This window comes from Streptococcus sp. 2106 (genome assembly GCF_013277315.1).
In the GTDB taxonomy this organism is placed as follows: Bacteria; Bacillota; Bacilli; order Lactobacillales; family Streptococcaceae; genus Streptococcus; species Streptococcus pseudopneumoniae.
This window is the reverse complement of sequence record NZ_VMMS01000007.1, coordinates 42081-67522: the sequence shown is the minus strand read 5'-3', so window position 1 is coordinate 67522 and position 25442 is coordinate 42081. Positions and strand designations below refer to the sequence as shown.

The 25442-nt window shown below is 41.0% G+C and carries 26 protein-coding genes and 1 riboswitch; of the genes, 15 read left to right on the top strand and 11 right to left on the bottom strand.

The window, feature by feature from the left end:
- Positions 1-172 precede the first annotated feature (172 nt).
- Positions 173-742, bottom strand: a complete 570-nt coding sequence (locus HT723_RS01100) for an MptD family putative ECF transporter S component (protein ID WP_000415698.1) — start codon at positions 740-742, stop codon at positions 173-175.
- Positions 743-876: 134 nt separating this feature from the next.
- On the opposite strand from HT723_RS01100, the gene HT723_RS01095 reads away from it, so the two are divergent.
- From HT723_RS01095 to nrdI, 5 genes are all read left to right on the top strand, one after another.
- Positions 877-1491 (top strand): DUF624 domain-containing protein, encoded by a 615-nt coding sequence (locus HT723_RS01095; protein ID WP_000532359.1) that lies wholly within the window; start codon positions 877-879, stop codon positions 1489-1491.
- A complete protein-coding gene (locus HT723_RS01090; RefSeq protein WP_079251571.1) occupies positions 1469-3139 on the top strand; it encodes a sensor histidine kinase in 1671 nt (556 codons plus the stop codon). Before HT723_RS01095 ends, HT723_RS01090 begins: the two co-directional genes overlap by 23 nt.
- Before the next feature lie 11 nt (positions 3140-3150).
- Entirely contained in the window at positions 3151-4437 is a 1287-nt protein-coding gene (locus HT723_RS01085; protein WP_172934458.1) for a response regulator transcription factor, read from the top strand.
- Between the two features lie 60 nt (positions 4438-4497).
- On the top strand, positions 4498-5031 hold the full coding sequence (locus HT723_RS01080; RefSeq protein ID WP_050356471.1) for a hypothetical protein: 534 nt from the start codon (positions 4498-4500) through the stop codon (positions 5029-5031).
- A 77-nt stretch (positions 5032-5108) separates the two neighbouring features.
- Positions 5109-5579, top strand: coding sequence for a class Ib ribonucleoside-diphosphate reductase assembly flavoprotein NrdI (gene nrdI, locus HT723_RS01075; RefSeq protein ID WP_000849616.1), 471 nt, complete (start codon positions 5109-5111; stop codon positions 5577-5579).
- A gap of 225 nt (positions 5580-5804) precedes the next feature.
- Here the strand turns inward: nrdI and HT723_RS01070 are convergent, their stop codons facing one another.
- The 3 genes from HT723_RS01070 to HT723_RS01060 all read right to left on the bottom strand — a co-directional run bounded on the left by HT723_RS01070 (position 5805) and on the right by HT723_RS01060 (position 8310).
- Entirely contained in the window at positions 5805-7067 is a 1263-nt protein-coding gene (locus tag HT723_RS01070) for an NRAMP family divalent metal transporter (protein WP_100104346.1), read from the bottom strand.
- A 347-nt stretch (positions 7068-7414) separates the two neighbouring features.
- The gene (locus tag HT723_RS01065; protein WP_119946709.1) at positions 7415-7873 is read right to left on the bottom strand and encodes a DUF3021 domain-containing protein; all 459 of its coding nucleotides are present in this window, start codon (positions 7871-7873) and stop codon (positions 7415-7417) included.
- Entirely contained in the window at positions 7870-8310 is a 441-nt protein-coding gene (locus HT723_RS01060; RefSeq protein ID WP_119947919.1) for a LytTR family DNA-binding domain-containing protein, read from the bottom strand. The genes HT723_RS01065 and HT723_RS01060 overlap by 4 nt, the downstream gene beginning before the upstream one ends.
- 205 nt (positions 8311-8515) lie before the next feature.
- Here HT723_RS01060 and mutL point away from each other — a divergent pair, with 205 nt between their 5' ends.
- Entirely contained in the window at positions 8516-10465 is a 1950-nt protein-coding gene (mutL, locus tag HT723_RS01055) for a DNA mismatch repair endonuclease MutL (protein WP_172934457.1), read from the top strand.
- Positions 10466-10789: 324 nt separating this feature from the next.
- On the opposite strand, the gene ribE (HT723_RS01050) is transcribed toward mutL, so the two are convergent.
- From ribE (HT723_RS01050) to ribD, 4 genes are read right to left on the bottom strand one after another with little or no spacing between them, the layout of a single operon-like run.
- Positions 10790-11257 carry a 6,7-dimethyl-8-ribityllumazine synthase gene (ribE, locus tag HT723_RS01050; protein ID WP_001099497.1) on the bottom strand — a complete coding sequence of 156 codons (468 nt, stop codon included), beginning with the start codon at positions 11255-11257 and terminating at the stop codon, positions 10790-10792.
- The gene (locus tag HT723_RS01045) at positions 11258-12463 is read right to left on the bottom strand and encodes a bifunctional 3,4-dihydroxy-2-butanone-4-phosphate synthase/GTP cyclohydrolase II (protein WP_031222701.1); all 1206 of its coding nucleotides are present in this window, start codon (positions 12461-12463) and stop codon (positions 11258-11260) included.
- A gap of 19 nt (positions 12464-12482) precedes the next feature.
- Positions 12483-13118 carry a riboflavin synthase gene (gene ribE, locus HT723_RS01040; protein WP_172924243.1) on the bottom strand — a complete coding sequence of 212 codons (636 nt, stop codon included), beginning with the start codon at positions 13116-13118 and terminating at the stop codon, positions 12483-12485.
- Entirely contained in the window at positions 13103-14203 is a 1101-nt protein-coding gene (ribD, locus tag HT723_RS01035) for a bifunctional diaminohydroxyphosphoribosylaminopyrimidine deaminase/5-amino-6-(5-phosphoribosylamino)uracil reductase RibD (protein ID WP_172934456.1), read from the bottom strand. Before ribD ends, ribE (HT723_RS01040) begins: the two co-directional genes overlap by 16 nt.
- A gap of 134 nt (positions 14204-14337) precedes the next feature.
- Positions 14338-14452, bottom strand: a riboswitch (FMN riboswitch).
- A gap of 156 nt (positions 14453-14608) precedes the next feature.
- On the opposite strand from ribD, the gene ruvA reads away from it, so the two are divergent.
- The 3 genes from ruvA to HT723_RS01020 are packed head-to-tail and all read left to right on the top strand — an operon-like array spanning position 14609 to position 16446.
- Entirely contained in the window at positions 14609-15202 is a 594-nt protein-coding gene (ruvA, locus tag HT723_RS01030) for a Holliday junction branch migration protein RuvA (protein ID WP_172934455.1), read from the top strand.
- Between the two features lie 9 nt (positions 15203-15211).
- The gene (locus HT723_RS01025) at positions 15212-15775 is read left to right on the top strand and encodes a DNA-3-methyladenine glycosylase I (protein WP_172923449.1); all 564 of its coding nucleotides are present in this window, start codon (positions 15212-15214) and stop codon (positions 15773-15775) included.
- The gene (locus HT723_RS01020) at positions 15772-16446 is read left to right on the top strand and encodes a type II CAAX endopeptidase family protein (protein WP_172923450.1); all 675 of its coding nucleotides are present in this window, start codon (positions 15772-15774) and stop codon (positions 16444-16446) included. The genes HT723_RS01025 and HT723_RS01020 overlap by 4 nt, the downstream gene beginning before the upstream one ends.
- 51 nt (positions 16447-16497) lie before the next feature.
- Here HT723_RS01020 and HT723_RS01015 read toward each other — a convergent pair whose 3' ends face one another.
- From HT723_RS01015 to HT723_RS01005, 3 genes are all read right to left on the bottom strand, one after another.
- Positions 16498-17529, bottom strand: a complete 1032-nt coding sequence (locus HT723_RS01015) for a S66 peptidase family protein (protein ID WP_172923452.1) — start codon at positions 17527-17529, stop codon at positions 16498-16500.
- Between the two features lie 313 nt (positions 17530-17842).
- The gene (locus HT723_RS01010) at positions 17843-18526 is read right to left on the bottom strand and encodes a DUF1129 domain-containing protein (protein ID WP_000078022.1); all 684 of its coding nucleotides are present in this window, start codon (positions 18524-18526) and stop codon (positions 17843-17845) included.
- Between the two features lie 11 nt (positions 18527-18537).
- A complete protein-coding gene (locus tag HT723_RS01005) occupies positions 18538-19482 on the bottom strand; it encodes a magnesium transporter CorA family protein (RefSeq protein WP_000815629.1) in 945 nt (314 codons plus the stop codon).
- A 131-nt stretch (positions 19483-19613) separates the two neighbouring features.
- Between HT723_RS01005 and uvrA the strand changes: the two genes are divergently transcribed.
- From uvrA to ruvX, 6 genes are all read left to right on the top strand, one after another.
- Complete coding sequence (gene uvrA / locus HT723_RS01000) at positions 19614-22445, top strand: excinuclease ABC subunit UvrA (RefSeq protein ID WP_172934454.1); 2832 nt, start codon at positions 19614-19616, stop codon at positions 22443-22445.
- Positions 22438-23499 (top strand): Xaa-Pro peptidase family protein, encoded by a 1062-nt coding sequence (locus tag HT723_RS00995; protein WP_172934453.1) that lies wholly within the window; start codon positions 22438-22440, stop codon positions 23497-23499. The genes uvrA and HT723_RS00995 overlap by 8 nt, the downstream gene beginning before the upstream one ends.
- A 131-nt stretch (positions 23500-23630) precedes the next feature.
- Positions 23631-24029: a transcriptional regulator Spx gene (gene spx, locus HT723_RS00990; RefSeq protein ID WP_000591165.1), complete on the top strand. Its 399-nt coding sequence runs from the start codon at positions 23631-23633 to the stop codon at positions 24027-24029.
- A 65-nt stretch (positions 24030-24094) separates the two neighbouring features.
- A complete protein-coding gene (locus HT723_RS00985; RefSeq protein WP_172934452.1) occupies positions 24095-24664 on the top strand; it encodes an SP0191 family lipoprotein in 570 nt (189 codons plus the stop codon).
- Between the two features lie 86 nt (positions 24665-24750).
- Positions 24751-25017: an IreB family regulatory phosphoprotein gene (locus HT723_RS00980; RefSeq protein WP_000507059.1), complete on the top strand. Its 267-nt coding sequence runs from the start codon at positions 24751-24753 to the stop codon at positions 25015-25017.
- A gap of 3 nt (positions 25018-25020) precedes the next feature.
- Complete coding sequence (gene ruvX, locus HT723_RS00975; RefSeq protein WP_001808830.1) at positions 25021-25440, top strand: Holliday junction resolvase RuvX; 420 nt, start codon at positions 25021-25023, stop codon at positions 25438-25440.
- The last annotated feature ends 2 nt before the right edge of the window (positions 25441-25442 follow it).

Sequence of the window (25442 nt, the reverse complement as noted above, 5' to 3'; positions counted from 1 at the left end):
AACACTGTTTTGAGGTTGGAGATAAGACTGACGAAGTCAGTTACATATACCTACGGCAAGGCGACGTTGACGTGGTTTGAAGAGATTTTCGAAGAGTATCAATTCTTGGGAGACTTCTTGACCAAGTCTTGAGCCATAAATAAAAAAGAGCCGCCTGGCTCTTTTTAACTAATCAGATTTTCTGTGCAAATTTTTTACTCAAGGCTTGTCCAATCAAGGCACCCACTAGGGCTCCGATGACAATACTTGCGATAAATAGAAGGACAGTTCCAGGGTTTGGCGCAACCATGATACGGTCGATATATTCTTGCGATTTTCCTCTTGCTAGAAGGGTTGCCATATAGGCTTGGGGTGCAATCCACATGAGTAAGATTGGTCCTGCTGTGCTAAAGGCAAAGAGTATGAAAGAAAGGAAATTCTTAGTTTGGTTCTTGTATTTTCCGAGGTTAGCTACTCCATCTGCTAGCAGCCCACAGATAATTCCAGGAAGGAAGGCACCGGCACCGTGTTTAGTTCCCAAGAAAAAGAGAGCAATAACAAGACCGATAGTGGTAACGGCTCCAAAGCGCGGAACTTTTGCGACTAGAATCATATAGACGCTACCGCCGACAAGGGCAGTAAAAGCAGGCGCATAAAACATGTTTCCAGTTTGGTCAAGGAGATTGCCCAAAAGAACACCAATCCCCATGCAGAGGAAGTAAAGAACTGCAAAAAGCAGTGTAGTTAAGATAGATTTTTCCATGAATTGTCTCCTGATCATTTTTTCACAATTCTCATTTTACCATGGTTTGATGGGATTGTAAATGGATACTAGAAGTTTTTGAAAACGCTTGAAATATGATATAATAGTTTCATAGTTATTTTTAGGAGGATATCATGGGGAGATTTTTAGACTTTGTCTTTAATCGTTTCTTTTTAGGGATGATTGCGACAGCCTTCTTTTGGCTATTAACCTTGGTGGGAGGGATTATCCTTGGTCTAGCGCCTGCTAGTGCCACCTTGATGAGCCTATATGCAGAACATGGTTATAGCTTTCGGGAATACAGTTTGAAGGAGGCCTGGTCTCTTTATAAGCAAAATTTTGTCTCAAGCAACCTGATTTTCTATAGCTTTCTAGGAGTGGATCTAGTTTTGGTTTATGGCCTGTATCTCTTGGTACAATTGCCTCATCAGACCATTGTTCATTTGATTGCGACCTTTTTAAATGTTCTAGTAGTTGCCCTGATCTTTTTGGCTTATACAGTATCTTTGAAATTACAAGTTTATTTTGATTTGTCCTATCGAAATAGCCTCAAACTATCCTTGATTGGCATCTTTATGAGCCTAGCAGCTGTGGCCAAGGTTCTCCTTGGGACCGTGCTACTTGTAGCAATTGGTTACTATATGCCTGCTCTGCTTTTCTTTGTAGGAATTGGGATGTGGCATTTCTTTATCAGTGATATGTTGGAACCGGTCTATGAAAGTATCCATGAAAAATTGGCGACAAAGTAGGATGAAGCAGTTTTGGCTACATACGCTTCTGCGAACCTACAGTTCAGTGATGATCATTATTATTGCGAGTTTTGCAATCTTACTCTCTTACGCTGACTGGGATTCACGGGAAAAGGAAGCCCAGAGAGTAGCCCAGCGTGTAACTGCTAGAACAGTGAGTGAAATTGAATATTACCATAGAGAATCAACCCAGATAGCTCAGGCTTTAGTTGAAAATCAAGCTCGTATTGAGGGAATCTATAAATACTTTAGCCTTAGCATGCCAGACTATTTTTACTGGCAATTAGAGCGGAAAGCTTCGCCTTATGTATCAGTCTCTCTGCATGAAAATGTTGATGACCTCTATGTTCGAAATGATTTTGTAACTGGAGTGGCCATTGCTTTTCAAGATTACAAGGAAGTCTATGTTTCTACTAAAGACAAACGTAGTGGAGAAAAAATCAGGGCTGAGGATTTCAAACCAGCAGGAAATAGTTTTGCCATTCCGGTGTCAGATCCAGTGTCAGATCAAGACTTAGGAGTGATTTACATCTCCTTGGATCCTGCTGTTTTATACCATGCCATTGATAATACTAGAGGTCATACTCCGATGGCAGTAACAGTGACCTCACCTTTTGATACGGAGATTTTTCATATTGGTGAAACAGTTGATAAGGAGAGTGAAAATTGGCTAGTTGGCTTAACCTCTCATGGATATCAGGTTCAGGTGGCAGTTCCCAAAAACTTTGTTTTACAAGGAACAGTGACTAGCTCTGCTTTGATTGTGGGCTTGAGCCTTCTCTTTATTATCATTCTTTATCTGACTTTGAGGCAGACTTTTGCTAATTACCAAAAGCAGGTAGTGGATTTAGTAGAATCCATTCAAGTCATTGCTCAAGGCGAAGAGGGGCGTCGGATTGACATTTCCGAAAAAGATCAGGAATTACTCCTAATCGCGGAGACGACCAATGATATGTTGGATCGCTTGGAAAAGAATATCCATGATATTTACCAGTTAGAGCTTAGTCAAAAAGATGCCAATATGCGAGCCTTGCAGGCGCAAATCAATCCTCATTTTATGTATAATACGCTGGAGTTCTTGCGCATGTATGCAGTTATGCAGAGTCAAGATGAGTTGGCAGATATCATTTATGAATTCAGTAGTCTCTTGCGTAACAATATTTCCGACGAAAGAGAGACCCTCCTCAAACAGGAATTAGAATTTTGCCGTAAATACAGCTATCTCTGCATGGTTCGCTATCCCAAGTCCATTGCCTATGGTTTCAAGATAGATCCAGAGTTAGAGAATATGAAGATTCCCAAGTTTACCTTGCAACCGCTGGTAGAAAACTATTTCGCGCATGGTGTTGACCACAGGCGGACAGATAATGTGATTAGCATCAAGGCTCTTAAACAGGATGGTTTTGTGGAAATTTTGGTGGTCGATAATGGTAGAGGAATGTCGGCTGAAAAGTTGGCAAATATCCGAGAAAAATTAAGTCAGAGATATTTTGAACACCAAGCCAGCTACAGTGATCAAAGGCAGTCTATCGGGATTGTCAATGTACACGAGCGTTTTGTGCTCTATTTTGGAGACCGCTATGCCATTACTATAGAGTCTGCAGAGCAAGCCGGTGTTCAGTATCGTATTACAATTCAAGATGAGTAGAAAGGGAGAAAATGTATAAAGTATTATTAGTAGATGATGAGTACATGGTGACAGAAGGTCTGAAGCGTTTGATTCCCTTTGATAAGTGGGATATGGAGGTCGTCGCAACAGCCAGTCATGCCGATGAAGCTCTAGAATATGTTCAGGAAAATCCCCTCGATGTCATCATTTCCGATGTCAATATGCCAGACAAAACAGGGCTTGATATGATTCGGGAGATGAAAGAGATCTTACCAGATGCTGCCTATATCCTGCTCTCAGGTTATCAGGAGTTTGATTATGTAAAAAGAGCAATGAACCTTAGTGTGGTGGACTATTTGGTCAAGCCTGTTGATAAGGTAGAGCTGGGAAATCTGCTGGAGAAGATTGCAGGTCAGCTCGGCGAGAGAGGGAAGAAAAGTCAGACTCTTAGTCAAGAATTAGACGAGGCTGGATTTGTTAGTTATTTAGGGGATAAGGAGAATTGGTGGATAGGTCTATCCAAGGAAAAACAAGGTTCCTTCACCATTCCCTACTATGTCTTGGGCCAAGACTGGCAGATTTTCATTTCTGACCAACCCCTAGATGGCTTAGTTGTTACACCTTTTGAAGCTCCTTATCAAGAACACTTTGAACGCTGGAAGCTGAATGCTGAGAAAACCCTCTTTTACGGTTCTGTAAATTTGCAGCAGTATGAGAGTCTCTTTGCCTATTACGAACCGATTTATAGGGTTATCATTCAGGGAAATCTCAATCAAATCGTAGAAGAGTTAAATCTCTTGGAGAAGGTAGTTCTTGAAAATACACCGCGTGTTCCGATTACTAAACAGCTTTTTATTCAGTTTGTCATGGATGTTTTCCATTTATTTGAGCATCTCAAAGCTGATGACCTGACAGACATCGTCAAAACCATTCATGCTATTCAATCCTTCGATGAATTGGTTTCTTATATCAAGGAAACTCTGACCAGCTTTTTCGGTCAATACCGTATGAATGAAAATGTGGTCAGTGTGCTGGAAGTCATTGGTCGTGATTACCAAAAAGAGCTTTCCCTCAAGGATATCAGTAAGGCTCTCTTTATCAATCCTGTCTATCTAGGGCAGTTGATTAAGCGAGAAACCGATTCGACCTTTGCAGAGTTACTAAACAAACAACGTATTAAGGCTGCCCAGCAGCTCTTGCTTTCAACCAGTGACAGTATCGAAGATATTTGTTATGCTGTTGGTTACAGTAACCTTGGATATTTCTATAAAGTGTTCCGAAAATTGTGCGGAAAATCGCCAAAAGCTTACCGAAAACAGGTAGAAACGATACTATAAGATTTGTATTCCTTTGCAAAAAGTGCTATAATATGAATAATATTATCAGGAGGTTCTATTATGAAAAAGAAACCAATTTATCTATGGGTCTTGCTAATCTTGTCTGCCCTTATTTCAGCTATGTCTCTGTTTGGAATGTTGAGTCCCTTACCTAGCAAAGAAGCCCTTCGTGCCGCTCAGAAACAAGTTGCAGGGGTCAGTGCTCAGCAATTAGAAGACAACATCAATTACAGCTATAGAGTAGCAGAATCAACTCATTCTATTTTTAATATGGCCTTGATTGTGCTATCTGCTATTTTAGTGGTTGTAGCGATTGTCTTCCTTATTCGTAAGAATTTGCAGTATGCAAATTATACTTATGTCGGCTATGTTTTGCTAGCCATTATTGGTTCGATTTATGGCTATGTTGGTTTACAGGACGCTGTGCAGTTAGTTCACGATGAAACCATGCGTTTAGGGATAAGTGTTATTTCACAAGCCGTTAGCATTCTCTCTATCGTCATCAATATTCTCTTCCTAGCCCTTGTCTTCTACAAGATATGGCGTCAACAAAAAGCCTTGGCTGAAGAAGAGGAAACAGAAGATCTTGCCTAAGTATTGACAAAAAAGAACTATCAAGTTACAATCTTGGTAGTTCTTTTTCGATTATAGATAAAATCATGGAGGTACATATGAAGACAATTTCTTTAGTTTATATTAGTCTGAGTGGCAATACTGAAAGTTTTGTGACGCGCTTGAAAGACTATCTCTTGTCCCAGTACGAGGGGATTGAGGTCCAAAAGATTCATATCAAGAATTTGGTAAAAGAAGGCCAAGATTTCTATGAAATGGACCATCCCTATGTCGCTTTTTTGCCAACCTACCTAGAAGGTGGGAATGGCGTGGATAACGGAGATGTCGAGATATTGACGACACCAGTGGGGGATTTTATAGCCTATGGTGATAATGCTAGTAAGTGTTTTGGCGTGGTTGGGTCAGGAAATCGTAACTTTAATAACCAATACTGCCTGACAGCTAAGCAATACAGTCAACGCTTTGGATTCCCTGTATTGGCTGACTTTGAAATGCGAGGCATGCTGGAAGATATCAAACGTGTCGCAGCGATTATCGCAGATTTGTATGAGTTGGAAAGGGAGAATTAAAATCAATATAAGAGGCGTTTGGGATTTTTCAACTGTTTTTTGAGTATAAACAGTCTTTGAGAACGCAAAAAAGCATAAGTTCAGGTCTTCGAAACCTTGTTCTTATGCTTTTTATCATAGAAATATTTGCTGAATTTTCTCTTGAAATGAAACCTTATACTCAATGAAAANNCGTGGTTTGAATTTGATTTGCGAAGAGTATTATCTTCATCTCGCGCTTGTCAGTTAACCTGCTTTTCCGATTGCGAGTGCGTAGATAAAGAAGATGGCGAAGCCAAAGAGGAAAATCAATCCCGCAATGGCAAGGTGTTTGAGCCAAGAAGGAAGATTTTTGTTTTCACGTGTTACCAAGGCGTAATTCAAAAGAGCAAAGAAAGGTGTTGTCAGGAAAGAGCCAATCATGGCAAAGCGGAGCATGGTTGAAACCTGACCAGCGAAGAACTTGATAATGATGATACCGATGATAGCAGTGATGGTCATCCAGATGTTCAAAGATTTACGATTGTCCTCTTTTTGACTGATTAGCAGTCGGAGAGATTCCTGATTAACGCGAGAATAGCCGTCAATAACAGTGATAACTGTTCCAAAGATACAGAGGAAGGCAATAAAAGTAATCAAGTAACGGGACCATTCGCCAAGAACAGAGGCATACATGCCCACGAATTGAGAGATGTATTTGACTGAAGCAGCTTCAACCGCTTGCCCTGTAGGATACTGAATCAGTGCTCCCAGTGCTACAAAGAAGACGGCTAGGATAGCTGTTCCAATATAACCAGTGTTAAAGTCAAACAGAGCATCTTCTGTGTTAAAGTTGACGGTCTTTCTCTTTTCAGCTGACCAAAGCGAATTGATAGCTGAAATTTCAATAGGAGCCGGCATCCATCCTAGGAGGGAGACGATGAAGGGCAGAGCTGCCATTTGCCAAGGTGTCTTCTCGACAAAATCAGAACTGTATTCTGGATGCTTGACCGCTGCGATGATAACTGCAAGAACAGTTGCAATGGTTAAGGCAGACATAATCCATTTGACCATGCCGTCTAAAAGTTTGTAGCCTCCAAAGAGTAGCATAGCCCAAATGATTGCAACGAGAATGAGGGACCACTGAGTAATGCTAAGTCCAATCATTGGGAAGGCACTGGCGATGATAGCTGAGCACAGAATGGCAACACCAGCCGTGTTGACCATAGCCGAAAAGACATTGAGGATAAAGAAAATCCAGAGATAGAGTTTTCCTTTTTCGGCATAACCTTCAACCAAAGTCTTTCCAGTATCAGCTGTGTATTCAGCACCAAAACGGAAAAATGGATATTTAAAGACATTGGCTAAGATGACCAAGAGAAGTAGAGACCAACCGTAAGAACCGCCAGCTTGAGTTGAGGATACAATGTGGGAACCTCCAACAGCGGCAGTTGCCATTAGGATTCCAGGTCCCATTGCTTTTAGCTTGCTTGCCCAGGTTGATTGATTTAAGGAAATAGCTTGCGACATGATAAATACTCCTTTTTGAATTTTCAGAATAATCTGTATATGTAATCTATATTCTACAAAAAATTTTTGGAAAATGCAAGAATATTTTGAAAAAAGATAGAAAATTTACAAAGAAGATCTGAAAATAACTGTTATGATAGTGATACTCTTCGAAAATCTCTTCAAACCACGTCAGCATCGCCTTACCGTAGGTATGGTTACTGANNTATCTGCAACCTCAAAACAATGTTTTGAGCAACCTGCGGCTAGCTTCCTAGTTTGCTCTTTGATTTTCATTGAGTATAAGGTGCAGCAGGATAAAGAAAAACCGAGAAGTTTCTTTCTCGGATTTGCTTATTATGAGTTTCTTACTTTCTATGCTCCAAGAGTTGATTGATATAGTCTACTTTTTTAGCTTCTCTTTTATAAAGAATAGCCCAAATGATAAGGTAAACAATCGCAAACTCAAGGATGAGCTGGAGATAGAAGAACCAGTGGAAAGGGAACCAACCTGCTAGAGTTGCTAGTGGGACAAAGCCAGCCAGCATAAGGAAGAAATGAGTCAGAGTGGCACGAAGCATGCTCCAGTCACGGCTGAATAAGCGGTTGCCAAAGTTGAAGAGCATACCGATGGCTGCCCAGATAAGAGTACAGTAGAGCAAGACCAGGGCACCGTGAACCTGATGTTGAGCCATCACTTGGCCGATGATAGAGTAGGGATTTAGTGGTGCGTAGGTATTTGGTGCATAAATGAGTGAAAAGATGATAGAGAGGATGAGGCCGATAAGAACACCGGTGGCTGCGTCGTAGAAGATTTGTTTTTTCATAGTTCTAATTTCTCCTTGATGGTTTTTAGATAACGGCGTGAAGAGTAGGTGAAGCTTTCGTTTTTCAAGAAAATTTCTACTAGGCCGTTGGGCGTAAGCTTGAGATGGGAGATGGAGTCGATATTGATGATTTCTGATTGGGAAATTTGGATAAAATTGGTTGGCAAGAGTTCAAGGATCTGATAGAGTCGTAAGTCAATGGTGTAGGTCTGACTTGCTGTTTCTGCTAGAACCTTCCGATTCTCGATATAGAAGCGTTGTATCTTACCAATCTTAACTAGATAGACCTGATCATCAATCTTTCCTTTGATTGTTTCTTTTTGGTCAAGATTTTCTGCGAACTCGATGACTTTCTGGACTTTATCTGTTGGCTGAGGTGCTTGGACAATCAGCTTTTCCTCCTTGTAAGTCTCACTAATCTGTAGTTCTACTTTCATAAATTTCTCTCCTTGTTTTTCATACAAAATTGTGATCACTTCTTGTACACCTTTATTAAACACTATTTTACTCCCTCTTGCAAGGTACTTTGTCTATGTGGAGGGATTTGGTTCCTATGTGGTGGAGCTTTTCTGTTCTTTCTGAAATATGGTATAATAGCACTAATCAATTTCTAGGAAAATAGATACGGAAAGGGGCTGAAAGATGTCTCATATTATTGAATTACCAGAGGTGTTGGCAAACCAGATTGCAGCTGGGGAGGTCATTGAACGTCCTGCCAGTGTGGTCAAAGAGTTGGTAGAAAATGCCATTGACGCGGGCTCTAGTCAGATTATCATTGAGATTGAGGAAGCTGGTCTCAAGAAAATCCAAATCACAGATAATGGTCATGGAATTGCCTACGATGAGGTGGAGCTGGCTCTGCGTCGTCATGCGACTAGTAAGATAAAAAATCAAGCAGACCTCTTTCGGATTCGGACGCTTGGTTTTCGTGGTGAAGCCTTGCCTTCTATTGCGTCCGTCAGCGTTTTAACTCTTTTGACAGCAGTTGAGGGCGCAAGTCACGGAACCAAGCTCGTCGCGCGTGGGGGTGAAGTTGAGGAAGTCATCCCAGCGACTAGTCCTGTGGGAACCAAGGTTTGTGTGGAGGATCTCTTTTTCAACACGCCTGCCCGTCTCAAGTATATGAAGAGCCAGCAAGCAGAGTTGTCTCATATCATTGATATCGTCAACCGTCTGGGCTTGGCCCATCCTGAGATTTCTTTTAGCTTGATTAGTGATGGCAAGGAAATGACGCGGACAGCAGGGACTGGTCAACTGCGTCAAGCTATTGCAGGGATTTACGGTTTGGCGAGTGCCAAGAAGATGATTGAAATTGAGAATTCTGACCTTGATTTCGAAATTTCAGGTTTTGTGTCCTTGCCTGAGTTAACTAGAGCCAACCGCAACTATATCAGTCTCTTCATCAATGGCCGTTATATCAAGAACTTTTTACTCAATCGTGCTATTCTTGACGGCTATGGTAGTAAGCTCATGGTAGGCCGTTTTCCACTGGCTGTCATTCACATTCATATCGACCCTTATCTAGCGGATGTCAATGTGCATCCAACCAAGCAAGAGGTGCGGATTTCTAAGGAAAAAGAACTGATGACGTTGGTCTCAGAAGCTATTGCAAATAGTCTCAAGGAACAAACCTTGATTCCAGATGCCTTGGAAAATCTTGCCAAATCGACCGTGCGCAATCGTGAGAAGGTGGAGCAAACTATTCTCCCACTCAAAGAAAATACGCTCTACTATGAGAAAACTGAGCCGTCAAGACCTAGTCAAACTGAAGTAGCTGATTATCAGGTAGAATTGACTGATGAAGGGCAGGATTTGACCCTGTTTGCCAAGGAAACCTTGGACCGATTGACCAAGCCAGCAAAACTGCATTTTGCAGAGAGAAAGCCTGCTAACTACGACCAGCTAGACCATCCAGAGTTAGATCTTGCTAGCATCGATAAGGCTTATGACAAACTGGAGCGAGAAGAAGCATCCAGCTTCCCAGAGTTGGAGTTTTTCGGACAAATGCACGGGACTTATCTCTTTGCCCAAGGGCGAGATGGACTTTACATCATAGATCAGCACGCTGCTCAGGAACGGGTCAAGTACGAGGAGTACCGTGAAAGTATTGGCAATGTTGACCAGAGCCAGCAGCAACTCCTAGTGCCCTATATCTTTGAATTTCCTGCGGATGATGCCCTGCGTCTCAAGGAAAGAATGGCACTTTTAGAGGAAGTGGGCGTCTTTCTAGCAGAGTACGGAGAAAATCAATTTATTCTACGTGAACATCCTATTTGGATGGCAGAAGAAGAGATTGAATCAGGCATCTATGAGATGTGCGACATGCTCCTTTTGACCAAGGAAGTTTCTATCAAGAAATACCGAGCAGAGCTGGCTATCATGATGTCTTGCAAGCGATCTATCAAGGCCAATCATCGTATTGATGATCATTCAGCTAGACAACTCCTCTATCAGCTTTCTCAATGTGACAATCCCTATAACTGTCCTCACGGACGTCCTGTTTTGGTGCATTTTACCAAGTCGGATATGGAAAAGATGTTCCGACGTATTCAGGAAAATCACACCAGTCTCCGTGAGTTGGGGAAATATTAAAAGTATAAAAAAGTCTGGGAAAAATGTTCAAAATCAGAAAAACGCATAAAATCAGGTGTTCAAAAACCTTGATTTTATGCGTTTTATCATAGAAATATTTACTTCATTTTTTCCTAATTCTTTTCGAAAATCTCTTCAAACCATGTCAGTTTTATCAGTAATCTCAAAACAGTGTTTTGAGCTAATTTTGCTAGTTTTGTCTGTAACATCGAAGTTGTGTTTTACCACTCTGCGACTGGTTTCCTAGTTTGCTCTATGATTTTCACAGAGTATTAAATTGCGATTTTGCCAAGTTTCTTTATTCGTCTAAAAGTAGAGTCTGTTCTATGCGTCTAATGTACGAATTAGGTTGACCATTTCAATAGCGCCTTGTGCACACTCAGAACCCTTATTTCCTGCTTTAGTGCCAGCTCGTTCTATGGCTTGTTCAATTGTATCTGTCGTTAGCACACCAAACATAACTGGGATTTCGCTATTTAAACTGATTTGGGCGATTCCCTTAGATACCTCGCTACATACATAATCATAATGACTTGTATTCCCTCTAATGACAGCTCCCAAGCAGATAATTGCATCATATTTTTTACTTTTTGCCATTTTTGATGCAATCAGAGGTATTTCAAAAGCTCCTGGAACCCAGGCTACCTCGATATCTTTCTCGTTTACATTCTCTCTTTTGAGATTATCCAGTGCTCCAGATAATAATTTTGAAGTTATAAATTCATTAAATCTCGCTACAACAATACCGATTTTAATATCGTTCGCTACTAAATTACCTTCATAAGTGTTCATTTATTTTTCCTCCATATTTAAAATGTGACCCATTCGATTTTTCTTTGTTTCTAAATAAAAACTATCGTAAGGATTGGCTTCTATTTCGATTGGTATTCTACTGGAAATGGTAATTCCATATTTTTCTAACTGTTCAACTTTGTCAGGATTATTTGTCAGTAAATGTAGTGACTGTAGTCCTAGGTCTTTAAGCATTTGTGCTCCAATATGATATTCTCTTAAATCACCTTCAAAGCCTAATGCAAGATTGGCATCAAGCGTATCCATGCCTTGATCTTGTAAATGATAGGCTTTTAATTTATTGATAAGTCCAATTCCTCGTCCCTCCTGTCGCAAGTAAAGTAAGACACCCGAACCATTCTCAACAATCATTTTCATAGCTTTATCGAATTGCTGTCCACAATCGCAACGTAAAGAGCCTAAAACATCTCCTGTTAAACATTCGGAGTGGACCCGACATAATACATTGGCTTCATCCTCTATGTTTCCCATAATAAGAGCAAGATGATGTTCCCCATTTAGTTTATCTATATAGCTAATTGCTTTGAAATTACCGTATCTAGTAGGCATATTGACAGTTGAAACTCGTTCTACCAGCTGATCATATACTTTTCTATATTCTTGTAATTCTTTGATGGTAATTAGTGGAATCTTGTGTTTCTTCGAGAACTGAATTAAATCATCTGTTCTCATCATTTTGCCATCATGATTCATTATTTCACAACATAGGCCACACTCTTTTAGTCCAGCTAATTTTAATAAATCAACAGTTGCTTCTGTGTGTCCATTTCTTTCTAGAACACCACCTTTTTTTGCAATTAAAGGAAACATGTGTCCTGGCCTGCGAAAATCAGAGGGTGTTATATCTTCAGCTACACACATACGTGCGGTCAGTCCTCTTTCCTCGGCAGAAATACCTGTGGTCGTTTCTTTATAATCAATTGAAACTGTAAAAGCAGTCTTATGATTATCTGTATTGTTTTCAACCATAGGTGAAAGCATTAATTGATTAGCTAAACTTTCGCTCATAGGCATACAAATTAATCCTTTGGCATAAGTAGCCATAAAATTAACATTTTCTGTTGTAGCTGCTTGTGCAGAACAAATTAAGTCTCCTTCATTTTCTCTATCCTTATCGTCTATAACAAGAACAAGTCGTCCCTTCTGCAATGCTTCTAATGCTTCTTGTATTTTTCGATATTCCATTGACTGATTATCCTTTCTGCTAAAATCCATTTTGATATAATAGTTCCTTAGATATTTCTGATTTTGGAGAATTATCCATCAGTTTTTGCACATATTTACCTAAGATATCATTTTCAAGATTTACTGTACTCCCGACTTGTTTACTCTTAAGAATGGTTTGTTCCAAGGTATGAGGGATAACAGATACTAAAAAGTTTACTTTGGAGACTTTAGCGACAGTCAGACTAATGCCGTCAATTGTAATAGATCCTTTTTCAACTATTAAATCTAAAATTTCTTTTTGTGTGTTGATTTGATACCATACAGCATTATCATCTTTTTTTATTGACGAGATTTTTCCTGTACCATCAATGTGTCCTGTAACGACGTGACCCCCAAGTCGACCGTTGACAGATAAGGCTCTTTCTAGATTCACCTCACTTCCATGTTTTAATAGAGTAAGAGCTGTTCGACTCCATGTTTCATTCATTACATCAACTGTAAAGGATTGATGATTGAAATGAGTAACTGTAAGACAGATACCATTTACTGCTATACTATCGCCTAAATGGATATCCGTTAATATTTTTGAGGCTTTAATTGATAGTTTACAATTACGAGAGTCTTTCTGTATTCTTTCAACTTTTCCGATTTCTTCAATTATTCCTGTGAACATGGATAAATCACTTCACTTTCTATGAGATAGTCATTTCCTATTTGAGAAAAAGCATAAGGTTTCAATCTAATAGCGTCATTTGGCAAAGAAATGCCTTCACCTCCGACAGGAAACTTGGCACTGCCTCCAAAAATTTTTGGTGCAATATATATTTTCAGCTCATCAACAATTTGTTGTTCCAAAGTACTCCAATTCATTAGACTGCCCCCTTCTAGAACTAGGCTATCAATCTGCATGTTTCCTAGATGTTGCATTAAACTCGATAAGTCTATATGATTGCCTTTTTTCTTTATGGAAAGTATTTCACAGCCATGATTTTGATATAGCTTCATTTTATTTTTGTCTTCAGAGGAAGTGGCAATGTAAGTTTTAATATCATTTGCTGTTTTTACGATTTTAGAGGTAAGAGGAGTTCGTAAATGTGTATCGCATATGATACGGATAGGATTTTTCCCTTCCTCCAATCTACATGTCAGCAAAGGATCGTCTTGAATAACAGTATTGACTCCCACCATAATTGCACTAACATGGTGTCGTAACTGATGCACATGCTTTCTTGCTTCTTCTTCAGTAATCCATTTGGATTGATTTGTTTTAGTGGCTATTTTTCCATCCATTGACATTGCATATTTCATAAAAACATAGGGTACATGCTGGGTAATATACTTTCTAAAACTTTTTATTAAGTTAAGACACTCATTTTCTAAAATTCCAACAGTAACTTGAAGATTATTTTCCTCAAGTATCTTTACTCCTTTTCCAGATACAATAGGATTACAGTCTAGGTTTCCAATGACTACTCTTGTAATACCACTATCGATTATAGCATCTATACAGGGAGGTGTTTTCCCGAAGTGACAACAGGGTTCAAGTGTTACATAAAGCGTCGCTCCGACAGGGGATTCTCTACAGTTTTTAAGAGCATTTCTCTCAGCATGTGGGCCACCAAAAAACTCATGATAACCTTGTCCGATGATGTGATTATCTTTTACAATAACTGCGCCGACCATAGGATTGGGATTGACGTAACCAGCCCCTTTTTGTGCCAGTTTTATTGCTAATTTCATATATTTTGAATCGCTCATCTCACTACCTCCAAAAAAAATATACCTTGAATAGGGGACTACTCAAGGCATACAAAAGAAAACTTATGCGATTAACAAAAATACTCTGAAATGACAAGTAATCATTTCAGAGCACGCAAAAAGCACAAATATACTTTTATCTTCTTTCATCCAGACTATACTGTCGGCTTTGGAATTTCACCAAATCATGCCTTTCGGCTCGTGGGCTATACCACCGGTAGGGAATTGCACCCTGCCCTGAAGATAGTTATTCAATTACAGATGATTATAGTACTTAATTTTGAATATGTCAACAGATAAATACCGATTGTTTTTGATATACTGTATTTGTGATAATCGATTCTCGCTCCTCGGATAAAGAAAATATGATATACTAGATAAACGAAATAAGAGAGAAGGAATACTATGTACGCATATTTAAAAGGAATCATTACCAAAATTACTGCCAAATACATTGTTCTTGAAACCAATGGTATTGGTTATATCCTGCATGTGGCCAATCCTTATGCCTATTCAGGTCAGGTTAATCAGGAGGCTCAGATTTATGTGCATCAGGTTGTGCGTGAGGACGCCCATTTGCTTTATGGATTTCTCTCAGAAGATGAGAAAAAGCTCTTTCTCAGTCTGATTTCGGTATCTGGGATTGGTCCTGTATCAGCTCTTGCTATCATCGCTGCCGATGACAATTCTGGCTTGGTTCAAGCCATCGAAACCAAGAACATCACTTACTTGACCAAATTCCCTAAAATTGGCAAGAAAACAGCCCAGCAGATGGTGCTGGACTTGGAAGGCAAGGTAGTAGTTGCAGGAGATGACCTTCCTGCTAAGGTAGCAGTGCAAGCTAGCGCTGAAAACCAAGAATTGGAAGAAGCCATGGAAGCCATGTTGGCTCTGGGCTACAAGGCAACAGAGCTCAAGAAAATCAAGAAATTCTTTGAAGGAACGACAGATACAGCTGAGAACTATATCAAGTCGGCCCTTAAAATGTTGGTCAAATAGGAGCAGAGCATGACAAAACGTTGTTCGTGGGTCAAGATGACCAATCCGCTCTACATCGCCTATCATGATGAGGAGTGGGGGCAGCCCCTCCATGATGACCAAGCATTGTTTGAGTTGTTGTGTATGGAAACCTATCAGGCAGGCCTGTCTTGGGAAACGGTGCTCAACAAACGTCAAGCTTTCCGAGAAGCCTTTCATGGCTATCAAATTCAAGCAGTCGCAGAGATGACCGATACCGAATTGGAAGCCTTGTTAGACAATCCAGCCATCATCCGAAATAGAGCCAAGATTTTTGCTACACGCGCTAACGCCCAAGCCTTTCTACGACTACAGGAAGAATATGGCTCTTTTGATGCCTATCTTTGGTCTTTTGTTGTGGGGAAAACGATCGTTAATGATGTTCCCGATTACCACCAAGCCCCAGCTAAAACACCCTTGTCTGAGAAATTAGCCAAAGATTTCAAAAAACGAGGCTTCAAGTTCACAGGCCCAGTCGCTGTTTTGTCCTTTATGCAGGCTTCAGGGTTGGTTGATGACCACGAGAACGATTGTGAGTGGAAGGGGCTTAAATGATGTCTAACAAAAATAAGGGAATTCTGATTTTTGCGATTCTCTATACAGTTCTCTTTGTATTTGATGGCGTTAAATTGCTGTCTTTCTTGATGCCATCTGCCATTGCAAATTATCTAGTTTATGTAGTTTTAGCTCTATATGGTTCTTTTTTATTTAAGGATAGATTGATCAAACAATGGAATGAGATTAGAAAGACTAAAAGGAAATTCTTCTTTGGCGTCTTAACAGGATGGCTTTTTCTCTTTCTGATGACTGTTGTCTTTGAATTTGTATCAGAGATGTTGAAGCAGTTTTTTGGGCTAGTCGGACAAGGTCTAAACCAGTCGAATATTCAAAGCACTTTTCAAGAGCAACCAATACTGATAGCTGTTTTTGCTTGTGTTATTGGACCTCTGGTAGAAGAATTAATTTTCCGTCAAACTCTATTGAGATATTTGAGAAAAAGTCTGCCAACTTGGCTGAGTATCTTTATAGCCGGCCTTGCTTTTGCCTTAACTCATATGCACAGCTTGGATCTATCCGAGTGGGTCGGTGCAGTCGGTTATCTAGGTGCTGGCCTTGCCCTTTCTATTACTTATGTGAAAGAAAAGGAGAATATCTACTATCCTCTACTTATTCACATGTTAAGCAACAGCCTCTCCTTGATCATTTTAGCTATCAGTAGTATGTGATGAAAATACCAGTAATGATACTGAGAAAAAGCTGAGAAACTTTTCCCAGCTTTATTTGTTATAGTCAAAGCGAATGACTTGTTCCTGTGTATCTACATGAGCATGGACTCCGAAGGGAACAATGGCTCTTGGAGTTGCGTGGCCGACATTTAGATTATAGATAATCGGGATATTGCTGTCAATAATATCCAATAGTGCCTCTTTATAGTCGTCATAGAAAGTTTCATCCATAGGTTTTCCGACCAGGAGTCCACTGATGACCGCGAATATGCCAGTGTTCTTTAAAGTCTGCAACATCTTTTTGAAGTCTCCTGGATCAGGCTTTTCTTCGCTTGTCTCTAGCAAGAGGATCTTTCCTTTCCAGTCTGACAAGTCAGGGAAAAGTTTGTATTGTTGGCAGAGCTCCGTGCTGTCTGCGTATCGAGAGTTGTCAAAGATATCGTAGAGGGATTCTAGGCAACCACCGAGGATTTTCCCCTCGAACTGGGCATTTCCTTGCAACAACTCAAAACCGGTATTTGCATGACTGACACGAGGTGTCCCCAGAGCCTTGGGACTAAAATCAGTTCGTTCATCATACCAAACGTCACTAGGGCGGATTTCTGAGATTCTTCCCGTATCAATCAATTCTTTGAAGTAGTGAAGGCTATAGGCTAGCATTTCTTTGTCTAATTCACAAATGTCTGCTAAGAAGGATTGACCATAAAAAGTTTTGATTCCTAGTTTATGCAACATGAGATGGTTCATGGTTGTATCTGAGAAGCCAAGAAAAATTTTTTGTTTGATAACCTTTTGTAGTTGGTCATTTTCAAAAAGATAAGGTAGTAAGCGATAGGTATCGTCTCCACCGATGGCACATAGGATCATATCGATGCTATCATCAGAAAAGGCATGAATCAAATCCTCTGCACGAGCTTCAGGATGGTTCTTGATAAAGTCTAATCCATTTAGCGAATGGGGCAAAAAGATAGGATTGAGTCTCAGGTCCTTGAGACGTTGGACACCCAAGTCCACTTCGTGTTTGACAAAATCCTCTCCGATAATGCCACTAGATAAACTAACAATACCAATAGTAGAAACCATATCTCATCCTCCTAGAAATAGATTGAGCCTATTTTATCACAAAATATAAGAGAAAGCTATGTGGGATTTCAGAAGAATACTTTTAATACTCTTCGAAAATCTCTTCAAACCACGTCAGTTTTATTTGCAACCTCAAAGCTGTGCTTTGAGCAACCTGCAGCTAGCTTCCTAGTTTGCTCTTTGATTTTCATTGAGTATGAGCCTATTTTATCACAAAAGATTAGATGGAGCTATGTGGATGTCAGAAGAATACTTTAAAATCAAAAAAGTAAGTGAAAAAGCAACCGCACCTGCAGTTGCTTTTATCGTTTTCTTATTCTTGATAGCGTGTTGGTCCTGCACTTGCACTACGGATATTCAAGCGTTTCTTGAGATAGAAGCGAAGGGCTAGGAGGGCTGCTCCAATAATAGCTAGTGGCAATGGATCCAGTACTGGGTTAAGGCTAGCTGGTAGGAAGCTTGTTGCAAAGAAGACAAGCAACCAAAGGAACATAGAAGCTAGGATAACTAGTACAGATTTCCAGAAAGGTGGACGTTGACTGCGATCCATATCTGGTCCATAGTATTGGTAAACAAAGTAGTACATCAAGTAGAAGGCAAATCCACCAACCAGTCCAACTAATAGAAGAGTAATCAATCCATAGCCGAAAGCTTGATCTGCCGCAAAGAAGGTTGTGAGGGCGCTGACAAGAGCAAAGAGGCTAGTGATGAAAAGAGCTGAGTCCATAATCATGAGTTTTGGATCATCATTTTCTTTTGGATGCTCTTTTTCGTACTGCTCTTTGACAGTGAAGCTATGAGCCCAATGAGTTGGTGCGCCGTATAGGGAACGGGCAGTTGTACCTTTAGATTGCTCCTCAAGGATTTGGGGAATGACTTCCTCAAAAATAGTCTGGATTTCAGCGTCTGTTTTCCCATCTTTGATGAATTGTTGGGTAGCAATGTGGACAAACTCTTGGTTTTTCTTAGTTAATTTTTGTAGATCAATCTGAGACATAGGAACTCCTCTTAGAACCATTTTTTATGGATGAGATAGAGAGTGAGCGAGACACTCATAGCAAAGGCGATAAAGACGATTAACCAGAAGGCATTTGGCTCTCCGTTTAGGGGGATTTCATTATCCTTAAAGTTCATCCCGTAGGCAGAAAAGACCATGGTTGGGATGGACATGACGATGGTCACAAGAGCCAAGGTTTTCATGATGTTGTTCTGGTTGTTAGAAATGATAGAGGCGAAGGTCTCTGTCATAGAATGCAAGACGTTTCCATAAATGTCTGCCATCTCGATGGCCTGTTGGGTTTCAATCAGGGTGTCTTCAAGCAGGTCTTCGTCCTCAAGGTATTTCTTGATATTGCTGGTTGAACTGGTCAATTTCTTAATCACGCGCTCATTTGTTTTGAGGGAGGCTTTGAAATAGACGATAGTTTTTTCCAATTCCATGAGCTCAATCAATTCTTCATTACGAGTTGATTGATGCAGTTGACTTTCGATTTGTTCACTCTTACGGTCAATCGAACGAAGGGCTGTTAGGTAAAGTTCTGCATTGCGATAGAGAATCTGGAAGATAAAACGTGAGCGCATGAAGGTATAGAAATTACGCAAACGACGGTTGATAAAGACATCAAGGACAGGTAGTGGTTCCAAACACGTAGTGATAATGGTTTCCTCAGTGATGATAATACCAAGCGGTATGGTTACGTAGTAGGTGCGGTTATTTCTTTCCTCCGTGACCGGCACGTCTACGATAATCAGGGTATACTCGTCTTCAATGGTAATACGAGACATTTCTTCCGCATCGAGCGGTGCTCGAAGGTCGGCAATATCAATATCGAAGGTGTTGGCGATTTCGAGTGATTCATTTTGAGTCGGATTGACGAGATTGATCCAAGTACCCGGTTCAAGCGTATCGATCTCTTTAAATTCAGTTGTTGTAGAGAGAAAAACTTGTTTCATATCCCTTATCCTTTCTCATTTTTCAGATTTTTTCACACCGTACTATTATACTACAAAATCGGCCTTTTGGGTAATAGAATCTCACTTTTTTTGGTATAATGGTAAGCAATAATGGACTAGAAAGAACAAAGATGCAAGATAAAATTGTCATTCATGGGGCGCGTGCCCATAATTTAAAAAATATTGATGTGGAGATTCCGCGAGACAAGTTGGTTGTCGTGACTGGCTTGTCAGGTTCAGGGAAGTCCAGTCTGGCTTTTGATACCCTCTATGCGGAGGGACAACGTCGCTATGTAGAGAGTTTGTCCGCCTACGCTCGTCAGTTCTTGGGAAATATGGAAAAACCAGATGTAGATGCTATTGATGGTCTCAGCCCAGCTATTTCCATCGACCAGAAAACGACTAGCAAAAACCCTCGTTCGACGGTGGGAACAACGACTGAAATCAATGACTATCTGCGTCTTCTCTACGCACGTGTGGGGACGCCTTACTGTATCAAGGGGCATGGAGCTATCAAGGCTTCTTCGGTGGAGCAAATCGTTGATAAGGTTTTGGAGTTACCTGAACGCCAGCGCTTGCAGATTTTGGCCCCTGTCATCCGCAAGAAAAAAGGTCAACATAAGAGTGTTATCGAGAAGGTTCAGAAAGATGGGTATGTCCGTGTCCGTGTGGATGGGGAAGTCTATGATGTGACCGAAGTGCCAGACTTGTCCAAGAGCAAGCAACACAATATCGATGTCGTGGTTGACCGTATTGTCATCAAGGAGGGCATTCGTAGTCGTCTCTTTGATTCCATTGAGGCTGCCCTTCGTATCGCAGAAGGCTATGTCATTATCGACACTATGGACGATTCGGAGTTGCTCTTCTCTGAGCATTATGCCTGCCCAGTTTGTGGATTTACTGTTCCAGAGTTAGAGCCACGTCTCTTCTCCTTCAATGCTCCTTTTGGCTCTTGTAGTGAGTGTGACGGTTTGGGCATCAAGTTGGAGGTGGATACTGATTTGGTAGTGCCAGACGCCAGCAAGACCTTACGTGAGGGAGCGCTAGCACCTTGGAATCCTATCTCATCCAACTACTATCCAAACATGCTAGAGCAGGCTATGACGACCTTTGGAGTGGATATGGATAAGCCTTTTGAGGACTTGTCAGAAGAAGATAAAAACTTGATTCTATACGGCTCAGATGGCAAGGAATTCCATTTCCACTATGAGAATGAATTTGGTGGCGTGCGCGATATCGACATTCCGTTTGAGGGAGTTATCAATAATATCAAACGTCGTTACCATGAAACCAATAGCGATTACACTCGCACTCAGATGCGTCTCTACATGAATGAGCTGACCTGCGGAACCTGTCAAGGCTATCGTCTCAATGACCAGGCCTTGTCTGTCCGTGTGGGCGGCCAGCAAGGGCCACATATTGGAGAAATCTCAGACCTGTCTATCGCTGACCACTTGGACTTGGTGAGCCAGCTGACCTTGTCTGAAAATGAAGCCATCATTGCTCGTCCCATTCTCAAGGAAATCAAGGATCGTTTGACCTTCCTTAATAATGTGGGTCTTAACTATCTAACCCTGTCACGTTCAGCAGGAACCCTTTCAGGTGGGGAAAGTCAGCGCATTCGTTTGGCAACCCAGATTGGTTCCAACCTATCAGGCGTCCTCTATATCCTAGACGAGCCGTCAATCGGTCTTCACCAGAGGGACAATGATTGCCTGATTGCCAGTCTGAAAAAGATGCGTGACTTGGGCAATACTCTTATCGTGGTGGAACACGACGAAGATACCATGCGTGAGGCTGATTATCTGATTGACGTTGGTCCTGGTGCCGGTGTTTTTGGTGGTGAGATTGTTGCAGCAGGTACACCTAAGCAAGTGGCTCGCAACAGCAAGTCTATCACAGGTCAGTACTTGTCAGGCAAACGTGTCATCCCAGTACCAGAAGAGCGCCGTGTCGGAAATGGTCGTTTTATTGAAGTGATAGGAGCGCGTGAGAACAACTTGCAAAATGTCACGGCTCGCTTTCCACTAGGAAAATTTATCGCAGTGACAGGTGTGTCGGGTTCAGGGAAATCGACTCTAATCAACAGCATTCTCAAAAAAGCCATTGCCCAGAAGCTCAATCGTAATTCAGACAAACCTGGTAAGTTTAAGACTATTACAGGTATTGAGCATGTCGACCGTTTGATTGATATTGACCAGAGCCCTATCGGACGGACGCCGAGGTCTAACCCAGCTACCTATACAGGAGTTTTTGACGATATACGTGACCTTTTTGCTCAGACAAATGAAGCCAAGATTCGAGGCTACAAGAAGGGGCGCTTCAGTTTCAACGTCAAGGGAGGTCGCTGTGAAGCTTGCTCAGGTGACGGGATTATCAAGATTGAGATGCACTTCTTGCCAGATGTTTATGTGGCTTGTGAAGTTTGCCACGGAACCCGCTATAACAGTGAAACCCTAGAAGTTCACTACAAGGAAAAGAATATTTCGCAGGTCTTGGATATGACGGTCAACGATGCGGTAGAATTTTTCCAACACATTCCGAAAATTCAACGCAAACTCCAGACCATCAAGGATGTAGGTCTAGGCTATGTGACCTTGGGACAGCCAGCTACCACCCTTTCTGGGGGAGAAGCCCAACGTATGAAGTTAGCTAGCGAACTCCACAAACGCTCGACAGGAAAATCTTTCTACATTCTGGATGAGCCGACGACAGGGCTTCATACAGAGGACATTGCTCGCCTGCTCAAGGTTTTAGCTCGCTTTGTAGACGATGGCAATACAGTCCTCGTCATCGAGCACAATCTGGATGTTATCAAGACGGCAGACCATATCATTGACTTGGGACCTGAGGGCGGTGTCGGTGGTGGAACCATCATCGTAACAGGAACTCCAGAAGAAGTAGCTGCCAACGAAGCCAGCTATACAGGACACTATTTGAAAGGAAAGTTACATCATGAATAAACGCGTACAAGCATTTCTAGCTAAAATGCAAGAAAAAGAACTAGATGGTATCATCATCAACAATCTTAAAAACGTCTATTATTTGACTGGTTTTTGGGGCTCAAACGGAACAGTCTTTATCAGCCGTGACCGTCAGGTCTTAGTGACAGACTCTCGCTATATCATCGCAGCTAAGCAAGAAACCAGTGGTTTTGAGATTGTGGCTGATCGTGATGAATTGGCTGTCATTGCAGGAATTGTTAAGGACATGGGCTTGACTCGTATCGGTTTTGAAGATGAGATTTCAGTGTCTTATTACCACCGTATGCAGGCAGCTTTTGCAGGTTTGGACTTGCTTCCACAAACTCAGTTTGTGGAAGGTCTTCGTATGATTAAGGATGAGGCAGAGATTGCAGCGATTCGCAAGGCTTGTTCTATCTCAGACCAAGCTTTCCGCGATGCGCTTGACTTTATCAAACCAGGAAAAACTGAAATTGAGATTGCCAACTTCCTTGACTTCCGCATGCGTGAGTTGGGAGCATCTGGCTTATCTTTTGATACGATCCTAGCTAGCGGTATCAATTCTTCTAAACCCCATGCCCATCCAATGCACAAACCAGTGGAGTTGGGAGAAGCCATTACCATGGACTTCGGCTGTCTCTATGACCACTATGTCAGTGATATGACCCGGACTATCTATCTAGGGCATGTTAGCGATGAGCAGGCAGAGATTTACAATACGGTTCTAAAAGCTAACCAAGCCTTGATTGACCAAGCTAAGGCAGGCTTAGGTTTCCGTGACTTTGACAAAATCCCTCGTGATATTATCATTGAGGCAGGTTATGGCGACTACTTTACTCACGGCATTGGCCACGGTATTGGTCTGGATATCCATGAGGAACCCTACTTTAGCCAGACTTCTACAGAAACTATTAAGACAGGTATGACCTTGACCGATGAACCAGGTATCTATATCGAAGGCAAATATGGCGTTCGTATCGAGGATGATATCCTGATTACAGAGGCAGGTTGTGAATTATTGACCCTAGCTCCAAAAGAGTTGATAGTCATTTAGTTGTTTGTCAAGAAAAAAGTACGAAAATGACGAAAAAAGTCAAAAAAAATTAAAAATAGGTCGCAAGTCGGATGTTTTTTATGGTATAATAGACTAAACTGATAGTAACATGTAGCGAAAGGGGTAGGTACATGATTAAAATTTATACAGTCTCAAGTTGTACTAGCTGTAAAAAAGCAAAAACCTGGCTTAATGCCCACCAGTTAAGTTATAAAGAACAAAACCTTGGTAAAGAAGGAATTACGCGAGAAGAATTACTGGATATTCTAACCAAAACAGATAACGGAATAGCCAGTATCGTCTCATCTAAAAATCGCTATGCCAAAGCCCTTGGAGTGGATATTGAAGATTTGAGTGTTAACGAAGTCCTCAATCTGATTATGGAAACACCTAGAATTTTAAAGAGCCCAATCCTTGTAGATGAAAAACGCCTGCAAGTTGGCTATAAGGAAGACGATATTCGTGCCTTCCTACCACGCTCTGTCCGTAATGTAGAAAATGCAGAAGCACGTTTGCGTGCAGCTCTATAAACATCAAGGCTGGGAGCAATTCCCAGTCTTATTCTATTTTAATTTCAAAAAGAAAGAAGAAAGAAATGAAAAAAATAGTTCTTGTTAGTCTAGCTTTCCTTTTTGTCCTGGTTGGTTGCGGACAGAAAAAAGAAACTGGACCAGCTACAAAAACAGAAAAAGATACGCTTCAGTCGGCATTGCCAGTTATTGAAAATGCTGAGAAGAATACAGTTGTAACCAAGACTTTGGTCTTGCCCAAGTCAGATGATGGTAGCCAGCAGACCCAAACCATTACTTACAAAGACAAGATTTTTTTGAGTCTAACTATCCAACAAAAGCGTCCAGTCTCAGATGAGCTGAAGGCCTACATTGACCAACATGGAGTGGAGGAAACTCAAAAAGCTCTTCTCGAGGCGGAAGAGAAAGACGACTCCATCATAGAAGCTCGTAAATTAGCAGGATTTAAGCTTGAAACCAAACTATTGAGCGCAACAGAACTTCAAACAACGACTAGTTTTGATTTTCAAGTTCTGGATGTCAAGAAGGCTTCTCAGTTAGAATATTTGAAGAATATTGGCTTAGAAAATCTTTTGAAGAATGAACCAAGCAAATATATTTCAGACAGATTGGCAAATGGTGCGACAGAACAATAGAAAATCCAAATAAATAAACTGCCTGAATTGTAGAAGGTAAGGAATTATGCTATAATGGTACTATTCTAAGGAAAGAGGGTGTTAGAATGGGATTTACTGAAGAAACCGTACGTTTTAAATTGGACGATTCCAATAAAAAAGAAATTAGCGAAACTTTGACAGATGTTTATGCTTCGTTGAACGATAAGGGCTACAACCCAATTAACCAAATCGTAGGTTACGTATTGAGTGGAGACCCTGCCTACGTTCCTCGTTATAATAATGCACGAAATCAAATCCGTAAGTATGAGCGTGATGAAATCGTTGAGGAATTGGTTCGCTACTACCTTAAAGGACAAGGAGTCGATCTGTAACCTATGAGAATTATGGGATTGGACGTCGGTTCAAAAACGGTAGGGGTGGCCATTAGCGATCCGCTCGGTTTTACAGCTCAAGGGCTTGAAATCATCCAAATCAATGAGGAGCAAGGCCAATTTGGTTTTGACCGCGTTAAGGAGCTGGTTGATACTTACAAGGTGGAACGATTTGTAGTGGGCCTGCCTAAAAACATGAACAATACAAGCGGACCGCGCGTAGAAGCTAGTCAAGCCTACGGAGCAAAGCTAGAAGAGTTTTTTGGTTTACCAGTAGACTATCAGGATGAACGCTTGACAACAGTGGCTGCTGAGCGTATGTTGATTGAACAAGCAGATATCAGTCGCAATAAGCGCAAGAAAGTCATTGATAAGTTAGCAGCTCAGCTGATTTTACAAAATTATTTAGATAGAAAATTTTAATA

Bases quoted from the DNA above. Each gene is read 5' to 3' on its own strand.
- HT723_RS01100 (WP_000415698.1), bottom strand. From the start codon at position 742: ATGGAAAAATCTATCTTAACTACACTGCTTTTTGCAGTTCTTTACTTC.
- HT723_RS01095 (WP_000532359.1), top strand. From the start codon at position 877: ATGGGGAGATTTTTAGACTTTGTCTTTAATCGTTTCTTTTTAGGGATG.
- HT723_RS01090 (WP_079251571.1), top strand. From the start codon at position 1,469: ATGAAAAATTGGCGACAAAGTAGGATGAAGCAGTTTTGGCTACATACG.
- HT723_RS01085 (WP_172934458.1), top strand. From the start codon at position 3,151: ATGTATAAAGTATTATTAGTAGATGATGAGTACATGGTGACAGAAGGT.
- HT723_RS01080 (WP_050356471.1), top strand. From the start codon at position 4,498: ATGAAAAAGAAACCAATTTATCTATGGGTCTTGCTAATCTTGTCTGCC.
- nrdI (WP_000849616.1), top strand. From the start codon at position 5,109: ATGAAGACAATTTCTTTAGTTTATATTAGTCTGAGTGGCAATACTGAA.
- HT723_RS01070 (WP_100104346.1), bottom strand. From the start codon at position 7,067: ATGTCGCAAGCTATTTCCTTAAATCAATCAACCTGGGCAAGCAAGCTA.
- HT723_RS01065 (WP_119946709.1), bottom strand. From the start codon at position 7,873: ATGAAAAAACAAATCTTCTACGACGCAGCCACCGGTGTTCTTATCGGC.
- HT723_RS01060 (WP_119947919.1), bottom strand. From the start codon at position 8,310: ATGAAAGTAGAACTACAGATTAGTGAGACTTACAAGGAGGAAAAGCTG.
- mutL (WP_172934457.1), top strand. From the start codon at position 8,516: ATGTCTCATATTATTGAATTACCAGAGGTGTTGGCAAACCAGATTGCA.
- ribE (WP_001099497.1), bottom strand. From the start codon at position 11,257: ATGAACACTTATGAAGGTAATTTAGTAGCGAACGATATTAAAATCGGT.
- HT723_RS01045 (WP_031222701.1), bottom strand. From the start codon at position 12,463: ATGGAATATCGAAAAATACAAGAAGCATTAGAAGCATTGCAGAAGGGA.
- ribE (WP_172924243.1), bottom strand. From the start codon at position 13,118: ATGTTCACAGGAATAATTGAAGAAATCGGAAAAGTTGAAAGAATACAG.
- ribD (WP_172934456.1), bottom strand. From the start codon at position 14,203: ATGAGCGATTCAAAATATATGAAATTAGCAATAAAACTGGCACAAAAA.
- ruvA (WP_172934455.1), top strand. From the start codon at position 14,609: ATGTACGCATATTTAAAAGGAATCATTACCAAAATTACTGCCAAATAC.
- HT723_RS01025 (WP_172923449.1), top strand. From the start codon at position 15,212: ATGACAAAACGTTGTTCGTGGGTCAAGATGACCAATCCGCTCTACATC.
- HT723_RS01020 (WP_172923450.1), top strand. From the start codon at position 15,772: ATGATGTCTAACAAAAATAAGGGAATTCTGATTTTTGCGATTCTCTAT.
- HT723_RS01015 (WP_172923452.1), bottom strand. From the start codon at position 17,529: ATGGTTTCTACTATTGGTATTGTTAGTTTATCTAGTGGCATTATCGGA.
- HT723_RS01010 (WP_000078022.1), bottom strand. From the start codon at position 18,526: ATGTCTCAGATTGATCTACAAAAATTAACTAAGAAAAACCAAGAGTTT.
- HT723_RS01005 (WP_000815629.1), bottom strand. From the start codon at position 19,482: ATGAAACAAGTTTTTCTCTCTACAACAACTGAATTTAAAGAGATCGAT.
- uvrA (WP_172934454.1), top strand. From the start codon at position 19,614: ATGCAAGATAAAATTGTCATTCATGGGGCGCGTGCCCATAATTTAAAA.
- HT723_RS00995 (WP_172934453.1), top strand. From the start codon at position 22,438: ATGAATAAACGCGTACAAGCATTTCTAGCTAAAATGCAAGAAAAAGAA.
- spx (WP_000591165.1), top strand. From the start codon at position 23,631: ATGATTAAAATTTATACAGTCTCAAGTTGTACTAGCTGTAAAAAAGCA.
- HT723_RS00985 (WP_172934452.1), top strand. From the start codon at position 24,095: ATGAAAAAAATAGTTCTTGTTAGTCTAGCTTTCCTTTTTGTCCTGGTT.
- HT723_RS00980 (WP_000507059.1), top strand. From the start codon at position 24,751: ATGGGATTTACTGAAGAAACCGTACGTTTTAAATTGGACGATTCCAAT.
- ruvX (WP_001808830.1), top strand. From the start codon at position 25,021: ATGAGAATTATGGGATTGGACGTCGGTTCAAAAACGGTAGGGGTGGCC.